At 40.7% G+C, this 15090-nt stretch carries 17 protein-coding genes and 1 pseudogene; 8 read left to right on the top strand and 10 right to left on the bottom strand.

Going from position 1 to position 15090, the window contains the following annotated elements; translation table 11 throughout:
* Positions 1-104 precede the first annotated feature (104 nt).
* The gene (locus tag IEX12_RS21735; RefSeq protein ID WP_188725894.1) at positions 105-2255 is read right to left on the bottom strand and encodes a heavy metal translocating P-type ATPase; all 2151 of its coding nucleotides are present in this window, start codon (positions 2253-2255) and stop codon (positions 105-107) included.
* Positions 2242-2586 (bottom strand): ArsR/SmtB family transcription factor, encoded by a 345-nt coding sequence (locus IEX12_RS21730; protein WP_088050941.1) that lies wholly within the window; start codon positions 2584-2586, stop codon positions 2242-2244. Before IEX12_RS21730 ends, IEX12_RS21735 begins: the two co-directional genes overlap by 14 nt.
* Positions 2587-2824: 238 nt before the next feature.
* Between IEX12_RS21730 and IEX12_RS21725 the strand changes: the two genes are divergently transcribed.
* The 4 genes and pseudogenes from IEX12_RS21725 (at position 2825) to IEX12_RS21715 (ending at position 4806) form a co-directional block, all read left to right on the top strand.
* Entirely contained in the window at positions 2825-3247 is a 423-nt protein-coding gene (locus IEX12_RS21725; RefSeq protein WP_188725893.1) for an NUDIX hydrolase, read from the top strand.
* 48 nt (positions 3248-3295) lie between these two features.
* Positions 3296-3396 (top strand): annotated as a pseudogene (locus tag IEX12_RS23620) (HIT family hydrolase); the annotation flags it as partial.
* A gap of 36 nt (positions 3397-3432) precedes the next feature.
* Entirely contained in the window at positions 3433-3957 is a 525-nt protein-coding gene (locus tag IEX12_RS21720; protein ID WP_088049497.1) for a GNAT family N-acetyltransferase, read from the top strand.
* A gap of 303 nt (positions 3958-4260) precedes the next feature.
* Positions 4261-4806: a GNAT family N-acetyltransferase gene (locus tag IEX12_RS21715; RefSeq protein ID WP_155554699.1), complete on the top strand. Its 546-nt coding sequence runs from the start codon at positions 4261-4263 to the stop codon at positions 4804-4806.
* 200 nt (positions 4807-5006) lie between these two features.
* On the opposite strand, the gene IEX12_RS21710 is transcribed toward IEX12_RS21715, so the two are convergent.
* The 6 genes from IEX12_RS21710 to IEX12_RS21685 all read right to left on the bottom strand — a co-directional run bounded on the left by IEX12_RS21710 (position 5007) and on the right by IEX12_RS21685 (position 9166).
* The gene (locus IEX12_RS21710) at positions 5007-5480 is read right to left on the bottom strand and encodes a DUF3278 domain-containing protein (protein ID WP_088049498.1); all 474 of its coding nucleotides are present in this window, start codon (positions 5478-5480) and stop codon (positions 5007-5009) included.
* 1 nt (position 5481) lies between these two features.
* Complete coding sequence (locus IEX12_RS21705; RefSeq protein ID WP_088049499.1) at positions 5482-5676, bottom strand: helix-turn-helix transcriptional regulator; 195 nt, start codon at positions 5674-5676, stop codon at positions 5482-5484.
* A gap of 48 nt (positions 5677-5724) precedes the next feature.
* Positions 5725-5997, bottom strand: coding sequence for a hypothetical protein (locus IEX12_RS21700; RefSeq protein WP_155554700.1), 273 nt, complete (start codon positions 5995-5997; stop codon positions 5725-5727).
* 120 nt (positions 5998-6117) lie between these two features.
* The gene (menC, locus tag IEX12_RS21695; protein WP_188725892.1) at positions 6118-7233 is read right to left on the bottom strand and encodes an o-succinylbenzoate synthase; all 1116 of its coding nucleotides are present in this window, start codon (positions 7231-7233) and stop codon (positions 6118-6120) included.
* Between the two features lie 16 nt (positions 7234-7249).
* The gene (locus IEX12_RS21690) at positions 7250-8026 is read right to left on the bottom strand and encodes a GNAT family N-acetyltransferase (RefSeq protein WP_088049501.1); all 777 of its coding nucleotides are present in this window, start codon (positions 8024-8026) and stop codon (positions 7250-7252) included.
* A gap of 18 nt (positions 8027-8044) precedes the next feature.
* Complete coding sequence (locus tag IEX12_RS21685) at positions 8045-9166, bottom strand: M20 peptidase aminoacylase family protein (RefSeq protein ID WP_102415609.1); 1122 nt, start codon at positions 9164-9166, stop codon at positions 8045-8047.
* Positions 9167-9645: 479 nt separating this feature from the next.
* Here IEX12_RS21685 and IEX12_RS21680 point away from each other — a divergent pair, with 479 nt between their 5' ends.
* Both IEX12_RS21680 and IEX12_RS21675 read left to right on the top strand, forming a co-directional pair.
* Positions 9646-10305, top strand: a complete 660-nt coding sequence (locus tag IEX12_RS21680) for an SIMPL domain-containing protein (RefSeq protein ID WP_102415608.1) — start codon at positions 9646-9648, stop codon at positions 10303-10305.
* A gap of 235 nt (positions 10306-10540) precedes the next feature.
* Positions 10541-11191: a YczE/YyaS/YitT family protein gene (locus tag IEX12_RS21675; RefSeq protein ID WP_088049505.1), complete on the top strand. Its 651-nt coding sequence runs from the start codon at positions 10541-10543 to the stop codon at positions 11189-11191.
* Positions 11192-11224: 33 nt separating this feature from the next.
* On the opposite strand, the gene yidC is transcribed toward IEX12_RS21675, so the two are convergent.
* Together yidC and IEX12_RS21665 are read right to left on the bottom strand one after the other, a co-directional pair.
* Positions 11225-12013: a membrane protein insertase YidC gene (gene yidC, locus IEX12_RS21670; RefSeq protein WP_088049506.1), complete on the bottom strand. Its 789-nt coding sequence runs from the start codon at positions 12011-12013 to the stop codon at positions 11225-11227.
* Positions 11953-12333 carry a hypothetical protein gene (locus IEX12_RS21665; protein ID WP_155554701.1) on the bottom strand — a complete coding sequence of 127 codons (381 nt, stop codon included), beginning with the start codon at positions 12331-12333 and terminating at the stop codon, positions 11953-11955. The genes yidC and IEX12_RS21665 overlap by 61 nt, the downstream gene beginning before the upstream one ends.
* 355 nt (positions 12334-12688) lie before the next feature.
* On the opposite strand from IEX12_RS21665, the gene IEX12_RS21660 reads away from it, so the two are divergent.
* Together IEX12_RS21660 and IEX12_RS21655 are read left to right on the top strand one after the other, a co-directional pair.
* Positions 12689-14125, top strand: a complete 1437-nt coding sequence (locus IEX12_RS21660) for a sodium/proline symporter (protein ID WP_088049508.1) — start codon at positions 12689-12691, stop codon at positions 14123-14125.
* A gap of 217 nt (positions 14126-14342) precedes the next feature.
* Positions 14343-14936 carry a Dph6-related ATP pyrophosphatase gene (locus tag IEX12_RS21655; RefSeq protein WP_230856081.1) on the top strand — a complete coding sequence of 198 codons (594 nt, stop codon included), beginning with the start codon at positions 14343-14345 and terminating at the stop codon, positions 14934-14936.
* Positions 14937-15090: the final 154 nt, after the last annotated feature.

The following is a 15090-nucleotide window of genomic DNA, read 5'->3' as shown; positions in this document are numbered from 1 at the left end:
CCCGTTACTTAATCCAGGTGCAGCATGATATAAAATCACCTCTGTTCTATTTATACCATAGGTTGAGGTTTATTTATCATGTCCGATACTTGAGTTAACATGGGTTATAGACGGGCGCTTCCACTTTTATTAGGTAAATAATTTGACCGTATTAGCCGTAATGAATTCAGCATTACGATAAGGGTTGCCCCCATATCGGCTAAAATAGCAATCCATAATGTTAAGAGGCCAGGTATTGTTAATAAGAGTGCGATCAGTTTTAATCCGAATGCAAGACCGATGTTTTCTTTAATAATCCGTAATGTTTTTCGGCTAAGGTCAATAGTATATGGCAGTTTTGTCAAATCGTCTCCCATAAGGGCAATATCAGCAGTTTCAAGGGCTGCATCTGTCCCGGCACCCCCCATTGCGATGCCAACTGTAGCGGTTGCAAGCGCAGGGGCATCATTCACGCCATCCCCGATCATGGCAGTTTTACCATGTTGTTTCTGCATGGCCTGAATAGTACGCAACTTATCTTCCGGCAGCAAATTTGCTTGGACATTGGTAATACCAATCGATTTTCCGATCGCCTTACCAGTTGCTTGATTGTCGCCAGTCAGCATAACGGTTTCCTTGATACCAGTTTGCTGCAGTTGTTTGATAATTGCATGACTATCTCCCCGGATTTGGTCGGCAATCCCGAACAGCCCCAATATTACGTTATTGTTGGCAAGAAGAACAACTGTATTCCCGGCGTTTTGCAGCTGATTAATTTTTTCCAAAAGATCAGCTGATAAGGCTGCGTGACCGTTGAACAGGGAAGGGCTGCCGATTTGATATTCTCTTCCTTCAATCCGAGCAGTAGCTCCTTTGCCAGTAATCGAATGAAAATCAGTCGCGATTATTTTTTCACAGGAACGTTGTTTAGCAGCCTTCATAACCGCTTGTGCTAATGGATGCTGGGAAAAATGCTCAATCGCTGCAGCATACGAAAGTATTTTTTCTGCTGTATTTCCAGCTAACGGCACGACTGTTGTGACCTCTGGCTCTCCTTTTGTCAGTGTACCAGTTTTATCAAAGGCCATTACTTGCAGGCGTCCGGCTTCTTCTAAATGAATCCCGCCTTTTATTAACACACCGTTGCGCGCTGCATTTCCGATTGCCGTTACGATGGAGACCGGTGTGGAAATGACTAAGGCACATGGACAGCCAACAACAAGAACGGCTAAACCTTGATAGATCCATGTTGACCAGACAGCACCGAATAGAAGGGGAGGTACAACCGCTACAAGAAAAGCGATGAGCATGATCGCCGGCGTGTAATAGTTAGCGAAACGATCGACAAACTTTTGTGATGGGGCCTTTTCAGCCTGTGCTTCCTCTACTAAATGAATGATTTTGGCGATTGTAGTGTCTTCTGCCCGTTTTGTTACGCGTACCTCCAGTGATCCTTCTTCATTCAATGTCCCGGCAAATACCTCATCACCCTGCGCTTTGAAAACAGGAATCGACTCACCAGTTATCGATGCTTGATTGACGGACGATGTTCCACTAACAATCTGGCCGTCCATAGCAATTTTCTCACCAGGCTTCACGATCATCGTATCGCCGATTACAATATCTTTTACTAGAACAGTTATAAATTCGTTATCTCGTTTAATCGTAGCTTTGGATGGGGCGGTATTAATGAGCGACGTGAGCGAATGCCGCGCCTTATCCATCGAATAGCTCTCTAATGCTTCACTCAGCGCAAACAGGAAAACAACAACCGCTCCTTCTGCCCATTCGCCAATTAGCACAGCTCCGATAATGGCAACGGTCATGAGTGTTTTCATATCAAAATCAAGATGGAGTAAATGGCTCAAACCTTCTTTAAAAAGGGTCGTTCCACCAACAATGATGGCAATCGCGAAACTGCCAATTGACAGGAAATGGGCTTCATCAAATGCGAAACGAAATGTGTATCCGATAATGATAAAGACAAGCGATAGAAGGGTAGGGATGTTCGCCCGTTTTTTCCAGAAAGGTGTGTGATTTTCAGCAGGCCGTTGTGTTTCCTGGTACACTTTAATCCCATCAAATGCACCTGCTTCTTCTAATTGCGCTACTGTTACTTTCCCCTTAACCTTCAGCTTTGCGGCACCAAAATTTAATTCAACACCTTCAACCGTAGAGATCCCCCGGACATTATTTTCAAATTTGGCCGCACAATTCGTGCAGGACAAGCCTTGTAACCGGTACGTATTTTCCTCACTCATGTTACTCATGTTCATCTTCCTCTCCGTGAGCCAGGGCAATGTTCACGAGTTGATGGATATGCTCGTCGGCTAATGAGTAAAAAATCCGTTTTCCCTCACGCCGCTTCTTCGCTATATTCATGTTTTTCAGTGTGCGTAAATGATGAGATGCTGTTGCGTTGCTTGATCTAATAATGTTGGCAACGTCACAGACACACAGCTCATCCTCAAGTGTCAGGGCATAAGCTACTTTAAGCCTTGTTGCATCTGACAACGCCTTGAAAATCAACTCAACACCGACGATACGCCTGATTTGTGGCCTGATTTTCTTGACTACTTCCTCGTTATAACAATCAACATCGCACATATCAGTATTTTTTACCTGGTTTACTTGTTCACGCAATTTATTCACCTCATTCAAATGATTGTTTGAATGTTTATTTGTATGTAGAATAACGCGTTTTTGTGTGGGTGTCAATGGATTTTATTTTTATAATTTTGTGTTAAAGTATATAAAGAGAAAGCTTGTATTTTTACGAAAAGGCTCTAGTTAGTAAGCTGGACCTATTAATTTAGTAGAGAAAGAGGGCGAGGGAGTGTGTTCAATGAATAGAGTAGATGTGGTATATTCGCTTATTTATGATGAAATACAGGAAAAGGTGCTGGTAGTGAAAAACATCAAATACAATAATTGGTCTTTACCAGGTGGGTCTGTTGAAACAGGTGAAACCTTGGCACAAGCAGCTATACGTGAAGCCAAAGAGGAAACAGGGTTAACGATTAAGATTGATCACATACTTGCTGTTAACGAAGCTTTTATGAAAAATGATAACAATCATGCAATTTTTATCACATTTAAAGCAAAAATAATTGGCGGTGAAATTTCAATACAAGATACTGAAACAATATCAGAAGTAAGATGGGTTGATTTAAAAACAGCTGACGAAATGATGCCATATCATAAAAATGGGATTGAGTATTTGCTAAATAAATCAGTTCCATATGTATTTGAAGGAGTGGTAGGTTAATAAAAAACGAGTTCGGTAAAAGGTCTTAACTCACTGGCTAAGATGATGACTGAAAAGAACGGGGCTTGCAGAGTTATTACAATTTGGGAGACTATCAAGATTCCAAACATCTCCATTGGCATATAGTCTCCGGCCAACCTTTGAAATAAATTGTAGGTTTTAAAAGCTGGAAAGGGTCATTATCTATGGATGTGTTAATAGAGAAATTACAGATTGCGGATGCAGAAGAGTTATATAGGTTTGAACTTGAAAACAGAAGCTTTTTTGAAAAAATGGTACCAACACGGGGCGATGACTACTATAGACCTGAGATATTTAAAAGAAGGCATGTAGCTTTACTTGACGAACAGGCTCAAGGAGGTTCAAATTTCTATTTGATTAAAGATAAAAATGGTTCAATTCTTGGGAGAATGAATTTAGTTGATATTGATAAATCGAAAAAAGTTGGGCATCTGGGCTATAGAGTAGGACAGGTACATACTGGAAAAGGTATTGCGAGTATGGCATTGAAACTGTTACTAGATATTTCCGAAAACAAGGACATAAAACAGATTAAAGCGAAGACGACAACTAATAATATACCGTCCCAAAGGGTTTTAGAGAAGAACGGTTTTGTGCTTAGAGCATACGGTGATGATGAATTCGAAATGAATGGGGATAAATTGAAATTTGTTTATTATTCGTGGGATAAAGGTTTATCCTGTCACTAATTTACTCGAAATGTTGAAAAGGAGAGTTATTAGAAAGGGGATAATTGGAAATTGCTAAGGGAATATATTGAGTTAGAACGGTAATTTTACATTACTATTTAACAGGATAGTAGTAAAAACCAGTCATGTAAATCAACCATTCATCAGCTAAAAAAGCTTTGTTCGGTTGAAGCTGGATTGTTTTCAAGTGTTTAGAAGACCTTAACGGTAAAGATAATTCGCAAAAGGTGAGGGATAGAAACTGGATAATTCAAATATTAATTTCACTGATAGAGTGCTAAGGATAAGGGAATGGAGTATATCATGAAAATAAATCAACAGAAACTTTGCTCTAAGAGAATTAAATATGTTATTAGATCTGCAATCGAAAAGGACGCAACGGAATTATCTCAGTTAAGATTACAAATTGACGGGGAGACTGAAAATTTGGATAGAGAAAGAGGGGAGGCATATATTGATGTACCAGGATTTCAGCAGATGATAAAAACGGACACCGAGAATTCAAGGAACTTATTTTTAGTAGCTTTAGTCGATGATCAGATCGTCGGATTTTCAAGATGCGAGGGCGTATATTTAAATAGATTTTCTCATAAAGTAGAATTTGGAGTATGTGTATTAAAAGCTTTTTGGGGATATGGGATTGGGAAAAATCTTTTAAAAGAATCTATTGCCTGGGCTGATTCCTATGGAATTAAAAAAATTACATTGAGTGTTTTAGAAACAAACGATAAAGCTGTTAATCTTTATAGGAAATTTGGCTTCGAAATAGAAGGTGTATTAAAAAAAGATAAACTTCTTTCTGATGGTAACTATTATAATACCATTGTTATGGGGAGATTTAATGACTGAAGGGGGGCTTAATTGTGAGGTGTACAAGCATTTTTCGAAAATAACTAAGAGGCTTTGTAAGAGGCGCCCCAATTACAAAGCCTTCAACATTAAGATATGAAAACGCAAATAATACCAGCGATAAAAACAATTGGTGCAAAAAACCACCAAGATCCTGTAAAATCCTTCTTTTCTGTGTTTATGTTGCATCCCTCTGTTTTCTAATCATCAAGCAATTCCTGATTCTTTTTATATGACTTTTTCAAAGATAGGTAACCCCAGGCGAATAAGAAAATGGCGGCTAGTATGGCAGGGCCAATTATATCAAGAACACCTTCCCAATCGGTAGGGAACCCCTGAATAATGATATAGGCAATTGGATAAATGGCTAAATAAATCAAACTTCGCATAAAGATCGCCTTTTTTTCTTTTTTATACCTCTTCTTCGTCGTGATATCGGGATATTCGATACCAGCAAATGTATAGCGAAGCAAAATATACGATGATAAAAACAGCAGTGCAAAAATCGCCAGACCAAATGCCGGTATATCAAGGTCAATAATGAGTAAATCAATAATTAAATAGAAAAACAACAGCGCAAATAAGATAAAAACAGCCTCTGCCATAAAGTAAAGCATTTTTCTTTCCTTATATTCATCCTTAGGCAAAAACGTCGCAATCCATGATTTTTCCATTCTAGTTTTCCTCCCAAAATAAGTCATCCAGTGTTTTATCCAATGTTTTTGCAATGGCTATGCAAAGCTGCAGGCTTGGATTATATCTTCCTTTCTCAATCAAGCCAACTGTTTGGCGCGTAACCCCTACTTTACTAGCCAGTTGTGCCTGTGTCAGCGATTTCTCTGTCCTCGCTAATTTAATCCGGTTATTCATAGATTCACCATCCATGTAAACTATATATGTCATTATGTAATTTATATATTACATTGTTGCGATCGAAATGTCAATATTTTTCTGCGGCTTCTGGATCCGCTGATCAAACGCCAAAAGCCGCTGATCAAGGTCCAAAAGCCGCCGATCAAACGCCAAAAGCCGCCGATCAAACGCTAAAAGCCGCTGATCAAACGCTAAAAGTCGCCGATCGAACTCCAAAATTGCTGATCCCGAGCCAAAATCTACCGCCCGCAATCCAGGAAACCACCGATCCAACGAAAAAAGGGCATCCGTATCATAACGAACACCCAGGTCAAACATTTATCCAATTTCACTTGTGTTTTCGTGAACGGCCCTGTGACAACGCCTGCACTAGCACGTCCTCTGCGTCGGAAAGCCCAGCTGAATGAAATTTCACTTTATAGAAAAACATTATGGTAATCAGAAACGAAATGTCTTCGTTTTAACAGTAAACTTTTTCAGTGCCGCTTCATCGATGTCGTAACCAATTCCCGGCTTGTCTGGAACCGTAATCACCCCATTTTCAACGATTACTTCAGGACGAATGATGTCTTTTTGCCAGTAGCGGGATGAGCCTGCCGTATCACCAGGCAATGTGAATCCCGGTAATGTCGTTAAAGCAATGTTATGGGCACGTCCAACCCCAGCTTCGAGCATGCCGCCACACCAGACATCGATACGTTGTTCTTTACAATAATCATGGATTCGTTTCGCCTCGGTAAGTCCACCGACACGGCCAATTTTAATATTGATAATCTTGCAGCTTCCCAATTGGATTGCCTTTTTGGCATCCGCCAGCGAATGAATGCTTTCATCCAGACAAATTGGTGTTCTTAAAGCTTTCTGTAGCTTCGCATGATCAACAATATCATCATGCTCCAATGGTTGCTCGATCATCATTAAATTGAGGTCATCCAGCTTTTGCAGATGCGTGATATCCTTAAGCGTATAAGCTGAATTGGCATCGGCCATAATTGGTAAATCAGGGAAGTGGGCACGTACCTCCTGAAGTACGTTCACATCTTTACCCGGCTTTATTTTCAATTTAATCCGTTTATAGCCTTCCTGGGCATAATGATCAATTGTATTTAACAGATCTTTCACAGTAGGTTGAATGCCGATGCTGATCCCCACATCAATTTCGGTCTTCTTACCGCCGAGTGCCTTGGCCAGGGGGAGATGTTTACGTTTGGCGTATAGGTCCCAAACCGCTCCCTCAATTGCTGATTTCGCCATGTTATTTCGCCGTATTGAAGAAAAAAGGTCTGAAACATCATCGGGGTGATGGATCGTATTTTCCTGTAAAATCGGGATCAAGAAATCCTCGACCACATGCTGATTCGTTTTAACCGTTTCCTCGCTGTACCAAGGACTGGAGAATGCGACTGATTCACCAAATCCGCGATTTCCGTCCTTATCAACCGCTTCGAGGATAAAAAATTCCTTGTCTTGAAACGTACCGAAACTGGTTGTAAATGGATCGTTTAACCGCATATTCAATTTGTGCAGTTTTATTTCTTTCATTGGAATTGTCATGTTGGATCGCCTCCGATTAGTTGAAAAAATAATAGCTTACTTGTTTAGCAGGATCCCGAACAAGATCAACTGCCTGGTAACCTTTCGAAAATAGTTTTTTAAAAACGTGTCTTGTTTCATAGCGCCATGCTTTAGCAACTGCAATATCCTGATGCTTAATTGCTTGGAAATTTTCCGGGATAGCAACGAACCAGCCATATTGACCGTTTATTACAATATCATTCACCACCGGAAACCCATCATCATTTCGATCAAGTAATACACTATCCTCATCAAATGTTGTTTTCATTACAGGGATTTCTTTGTTCAGCCACCATTCGATTTGAATCCGGTCCGTTGGCAGCCCTTGATTTAGCCCATCATCCATTTTTCCATAATGATTAACATGGTAATGGGCACCGACCGCGCCGATTTTGTGCAAGTTTAAATATGCATTTAAACTTTCCAGCGGGTCAAACGTCCATGTTATCATCGCGTAACCTTTTTGTTTTGCCAGCTCGGCCTGCTTACATTTCATCAGCAACCCAAGTCCATCCTGCCGATATACAGGCAGAATCCCGAGCATATGGGAGCATAAATAAGGAATATCCCCAGCAAACCCGGCAAAGCTGTATAAAAACCCAATCATTGTTTCCTGTTTGAATGCTCCTAAAATGATTCCGCCGTTATTTAATGCCGTATAAGTTTGATGAATGGGGATAGGCGGCATATGCCATACTGCCTTTTCCACATGTTGCATTTCAGTTAGTTCATCTAATGTTGTCAGTTCTCGGATTTCGATTTGTTCCGTCATGAAAGATGCTCCTTATAGCTATTTTTCCACTGTTTTTACTAAGGCGTTCGTTACGATTTCCACTGCCTGTGGGATACATTCGTGTTTAAAGGTCATGTCCGGATGATGCAGTCCCGGCTCTAGATCACAGCCAATTGCCAGCATCGTTGCTTTTAATGCAGGACGCTTTATTGTATAAAAATGAAAATCATCACCGCCGGTCGTCGTAATGGCGGGTGCCAAATTGTCTTTTCCAACACAATCGACAATCGCCTGCTGCATGATTGCTTGTGCTTCGTCATTAGTGACAGCCGCTGCAACACTGTCGCCAATCTTTAAATTAATTGTCACGTCGTGTAAATTAGCAAGCATCATGGTGATCCGGTTGACCTTATCAATCAGCAGGTCCATTACTTCGTTTGTTTGGGCTCGAATATCCAATGAAAAGGTTGCGTTTCCTGGTATAATATTCGGGCTCTTCCCGCCGGCATGGAACGTCGTCATTTTCACAGAATGGGGAATCATCGGATCAATTTGGATATTATTCAAATGCTGAAATAGTTCACTCCCAACCTGAATTGCATTTACATTTAAATGCGGCCGGGCACCATGGGCATCTTCTCCATGAATGGTCCCTTCCGCAAATCGTGCAGCACCATGTCGGATTGCCGGTGCAAAATACCCGTGGCGCAGTTCCTGTATTGGACGAAGATGCATCCCATACAAAAAATCAACATCGTCAACAACGCCCTTTTCAACTAGTGATAATGCTCCGTTGCCTTTTTCCTCGGCAGGCTGAAAGATGAAGCGAAACGTTCCTTGTTTCGGATAAGCATTTTCCAGCAAATAAAATAAGGATCCGATTGCAATCGTCATATGAGCATCATGACCACATGAGTGGTTCGCTTGAAACACGCCATCAACTTCCTGCCATAATGCATCCATATCAGCACGTAATGCGACAACTGGTTCACCCTGACCTATGTCAATAATTAAGCCTGTAGTATCGTCAAACGTTGTAATCCGGCAGTCCCGATTTTCAAATAATTGTTTAATGTATGTAGTTGTTTTTTGTTCCTCCCAGCTAATTTCCGGGTTTTGGTGTAAATGGGCAAAAACCTCATTTAACCTTGGTGTTAATTGTTGAATTGCGGTATTCATTTACATACTCCTTTCCAAACAGCGATTTGGGCACTTATTTCATTATAATAAATATGTGAAGGAAATCCGTTTATTAGGTGTTACTTTATCACAAAATCATTATATGCACTAATAGAGGATGTTCAAAAAGTCCGGTAAAAATGACGCTTCGAATTTCTTCGTTGGCAAAGGGGATCTTCTGCTAAAACCACCCACGACAATCGCCAACAGCAGAAGTCAGCACGTCCTGTGCAAGTCCGCTCTTCATGTACCTTTTATGTATACTCCAGTGCCAGGAGCTACGCCGCCTCGAACTTATCGATCCTCTTTATCCTCGTTGTTTGAACACGCTCTAATAGTAAATTTTTAGATAATTGATTATGGGAGCAGCAAATGATCATTTTAACCTTTATTCATGGAGCAAGGGGGATAGTCGTTAGAAACCATTCCACTCGTAAAGGCATATGATCTACTATGACTTTTAGAAAGGCGGAATAACGATGTACTATCCCTATATGCCACCACAAAACCGGCAGCAAAAGGGCCGAACAATGAAAGTTACCGGTACCGCAACTGTTTCGGCAGAGCCAAATCTTGTGACAATCCAACTAGCCATTGTTACAGAAAACAATGAACTTACCCAAGCCCAACAGGAAAATGCCCAAAAGGTGGAAAAGGTTATACAAAGTCTGCTGCAACTTGGAATTCCTAGAGAAAATATACAAACTGCCGCATATACGATCCACCCGCATTATGACTATGTGGATGGAAAACAAGTGTTTAGCGGCTATGAAGTAACACACGCACTTACGGTAAGAATAGAGAATATTGATCAGGCAGGTGTAATTATTGACACCGCTGTACAAAACGGGGTAAATCGGGTTTCTAATGTAGACTTCACCGTTCGCAACAGTCAGAAATATTACCAGCAAGCATTACGAGCCGCACTAGAAAATGCCACCGCCAAAGCGGAAACGATAGCAGAAACAATCGATGTGACGTTGGATCCCCATCCGATCAGAATTGTTGAAGAGGCAAACGAACAACCTATTGTTTACCAGACTTTTGCGGTTGCAAAAGAAAACACCTCTACACAACTGGAGCCAGGGCAAATTACATTTTCAGCAAGTGTACGAGTAAAATTTCAATATTATGTGTAGGTATTATTTCATCCTATAATATTGATATTGCATGGCAGGGGTTGCGCGTTCAAGCCGCGGGGTTGCGCGCTATACACCCCGAGATGCACCTTTATGCTGCTGGATTGCGCTCCCATGCCCAGAGGTTGCACGCTCGTGGCTCGATATTGCGCACTTATTCCAATATTGATTTGACTATAATTATATCTTATGATTAAAAATAAATATATCTAACCGAAATGAAAGAAGGGTAATAATGATTCAAATGATTCGCTGGCCCTTTTTTGTCATAGGGGTAATTGTTTTTAGCTTGGGAATTTCGATTACAATAAATGTCCAGCATTTAGGTATCCACCCATGGGATGTTTTAAGTGTTGGGCTTTTTGAGATTTTTGGTTTTTCGATTGGGACATGGAATATAATAATCGGACTCATGCTGATTACTGTTTCATGGTTTCTTGATAAAAGCTATATCAAGCTTGGAACATTTTTAAATGCTTTTTTAGTGGGCTCATGTGTTGATGTCATTTTGTGGCTGGATTTTTTGCCGCATGCAACCCACTCATGGCTGGATGTGCTCATTATTATAATGGGGATTGTCATTATGGGGGTTGGCGGTGGTGTTTACAATGCAGCTGGGGTGGGGTCGGGTCCGCGTGATGGCTTCATGCTGTCAATTGCAGACAAGCTGGGCGCTCCGATTAGGAGGGTGCGGATTATTACCGAGTCCGGTGTGCTTGTCGTTGGATTGCTGTTAGGTGGACCGGTTTTTATTTTTACATTTATCTTCACATTTGTACAAAGCCCGATCTTTCAATTTTCCTTTTTGAAATGTAAAACGTTTGTGGAGCGGCTTGAGGCAGCGAAACAAAAGAAACGTTTATCACATACGACTGTGGCAAAATGAAAAAGCACTCCCTCAGAGGAAGTGCTTTTTCATTTACTCTGCCTTTTTCAAATACAGCTTCTTGGAAATCAGAGTCTGGAGAACTAAGAATGATCCCGAGACGATCCAGTATAACGGTAGTGCAGCTGGGAAATTAAACGACACAATAAAAATCATAATTGGCGAGATAAAACTAAATAGTGCCATTTGCTTTTTCTGCTTCGGATCCATTCCAATCTGTGAAACTTTTGCCTGAATTAAATAGACTGCTGCTGCAATAAACGGCATAATGACATCCGTTTGCCCAAGATTAAACCAGAGAAAGTTGTGTGTTGCAATTTCTGGAGTGCGCCGGATTGCATAGTAAAGGCCAATAAAAATTGGAAACTGGATAATCATTGGTAAGCAGCCTAACGAAGCTAATGGATTCATCTGATGTTTTTGATACAGTTGCATCGTTTCTTGCTGCATTTTCATTTGTGATTCTTTATCTTTTTTACCCTTATACTTTTCTTGAATTGCATCCATTTCCGGTTTCATGACTTTCATTTTTTCCTGCATGTTTGTACTATTTTTCATTTGCTTTAGCATTAAAGGCATTAATACAAGACGAACCAGCAATGTTATCACAATGATTGATAAGCCGAAATCGCCATTTAGTATAGAGGCAAGTCCTTTAATTAACACGGAGAAAGGATACACAAAATAGTGATCAAAAAAACCGGGTGAATCAGCACTGATTGGAGCGCCATTCGCACCTTGGCATCCTGCTAAAATGATTACTAAAATAACCCCGATAAAGCTATATTTTGTAAGGGATGTGAATACAGATTTTCTTTCCATTGTTGTCCTCCTCGTTTTTTCTTGGTTGCGGTTGAAAACAAGAAGGAATGAGCATCTGTATCATCATCTGGTGCTTCGATACGCTTCGTTTTGGTTGCGATCCAATTTTGTATTTCGGTATTAGCTCCAAGATCCTCCTGCCTTGGAAGTAAGCGAAATCTGGCAGCATGCCATTGCCTAGTGGCGAAATCGTTGTTTTGGTTGATCATATGCATGTTAAGTGATATCCCGCGATATGCACAAATCATCGACAAAGCGATACTTAAGTACAAATAAAGCGGCGTAATATCGCTCATCAAGTCATTCACTAACTCCAGCATCTGTATTCACCCCCTCGGTTTATAAGTTTTGTAACAACTCTACATACGAAACATTACTGGATTTGGTTTCAAATTATCCAGATTGTCCTTCTCTACTATAAAACATTTCCACGCTAATGAAAACACCTCATGACAATTTACCAAAAAGATCACAAATTTATTAACCTATGCCAATAAAGCATGAAGGATTCTAGTAGAATTTTAGAATCTTAACTGCCTGTTCTTATCTGATTATTCAGTACATACATTTAGTAAAAAAAGACTGTAGTGGGAAGGAGGACTGATAAGTGGTAGTGAATGTCCAAACCGTTTTTGTTCCAAGTGGATAGAAGCATTCAGTCAGGAGGTATTTATAATGGATAACATTATCTTGATCGAATTCATTATCTATTTTGTTGTTATTATTGCGATTGGTTATATGACAAGCCGGACAAAGATGGATCATGCGGTATTCCTTCTAGGTGGAAAAAAACTGCCAGGCTGGGTATTAGCATTTTCGGAAAGAGCAACTGGTGAATCCGCTTGGCTCTTGTTAGGTTTTACCGGATTCGTATTTACGACCGGACTTGCTGGGATTTGGGTTGCTGCAGGAATAGCACTGGGCATTATTTTTGCATGGCTTTTCCTGGCCCGAAAGTTTATGCGGGAAACTGATAAACATAACGTCTTAACATTACCCGATTACTTGGCCGTTAAATTTGGGGAAAAGGCAAATTTGATACGCTGGATTGCCAGTATTTTAATTTCCTGTTTTTTTATGTTCTACGTGGGGGCACAGCTTGCTGGAGCTGGAAAATTATTTTTAACAACATTCGAAATGAATGAAACGGTCGGGGTTGTACTGGCAACGATTGTCGTGCTTGCGATTGCTTATTTTGGCGGATTTTTATCCGTTGTTTGGACGGACATGATTCAAAGTATTATGATGCTGGTTACACTTTGTGTACTGCCAATCATTGCACTTATTTATATTGGAACGCACGACCTGTCGATTAGTCAATCGCTGGTCGAGGCTGGAGAATCATTCAATTCATGGTTTGGCGGAGCTACGGGATTTGCCATTGGTGTATTGTTCTTTAATAACTTTTCCTGGTTTTTCGGGTATTTAGGCGGCCAGCCACAGCTAAGCAGCAGGTTTATGGCGCTGAAAAATGAGAAAGAGGCGAAGCAAGGTATTTCAGTTGCGATTATTTGGACGATTATGGCCTATACTGGTGCGTTTTTAATTGGGCTGGCGGCGATTGCGATGTACAGTCAAGGCTCGTTTGCTGATGTAGAGACGATTCTCCCGCATATGATACTGGATTTGCTGCCGCCTTGGATTGCCGGTTTGTTGTTATCCGGAATTATGGCAGCAATTATTACAACGGCAAATTCTCAGTTAATGGTTGTTACCAGTTCGGTTAGTGAGGATATTATTCATAAGACACTCGGCATGAACTTGACGGATAAGCAATTATTATCATTGTCTCGGATTATTGTATTGGTTTCAGGGATTATCGGTATGCTTATTGCCCTAACCTCTGATTCTCTGGTCTATCTAGTTGTCAGCTGGGCGTGGGCTGGTGTCGGTTGTACCTTATCCCCGGCGATCCTGATGACGTTTTTCTGGAAGCGCTATTCCGGTATCGGGGTTGTAGCAACGATTATTTCTGGGTTTGTTTTTACCGTGTTGTGGATTAGCACACCGTTAGATGGTATCATTACATCCCGGTTCTCTACTTTTTTCATTGCAGCATTGTTCGGAATCGTATTCAGTTTGCTGTTTCCGGATAAAAAAACTGCGGAATAGGGTTGCATCCAAATTCAATACAAATGTACGGTTGTCTTGAGGCATGTACCAATACAAGTACAGTTTTCGTCGCATAGGATACAGTATAAATCAAAACAAGTCTTGTGGAAGATTTACAACAACAACCCATGAACCTTGGGAAAGCCAACTTATCACTGGCTTTCCCAATTTTTTGTCTAAATGGTATAGTGTAGTATAACGAAAGGAGCCGATAGACATGAAGGTAGCATTATCATTTAGTGGCGGGAAAGATAGCTGTTTAGCACTATACCGTCTAGAGCAGCAGGGTTATCATGTTGTCAGCCTTATTACTACGATATGGAAGGAAAAACAAGAAACTGTCGCACACGGGGAGAAGCTTGAGCGGATCAAAAAGCAGGCTGAGCGGATTGGGATTCCAGTTCATTTTATTGAAACAGACTTTGCAGGGTATACAGAAGATTTTGTTCGCACACTAAAGGACCTAAAAACGAAATACGAGATTGATAGTGTCGCATTTGGTGATATTTACTTAGAAGGGCACCGTGAATGGGGAGAGCAGGTAGCCGAAAAAGCAGACGTAGCACCAATCTATCCGTTGTGGACAGAAAAACATAAGGTGTTGGATCTATTAAGGGAATTCGTAGCGTTGAAATTTCAGGCGCGTGTTATCAAAGTAGATAATACAAAGCTTCCGGAAAACTGGGTTGGTCGTCTTGTAGATGAATCATTTATCGCTGATATCAGTGGAAAGGATGTTTGCCCGTTAGGTGAATCTGGTGAATATCATACTACTGTATTTGATGGGCCCATATTTAGGAAGCAGGTTTAAATATCAAATTCAAAATTCCAACCTTGCAAACGATACCGTAATGTAGTACCTTTGAACATCTCGTCTTTGACAGTTTTTGAAGGGTAAAACCTCCCGAAACCTTGTTATTGAAAGGTTTTGGAAGGTTTTTTTTACTATCAAAAGTTGAGTACTA

The organism is Lentibacillus populi (genome assembly GCA_014642895.1).
Classification (GTDB): Bacteria; Bacillota; Bacilli; order Bacillales; family Amphibacillaceae; genus Lentibacillus_C; species Lentibacillus_C populi.
Note: the sequence above shows the minus strand (reverse complement) of the source record. Positions and strands in the feature narration are given on the sequence as shown.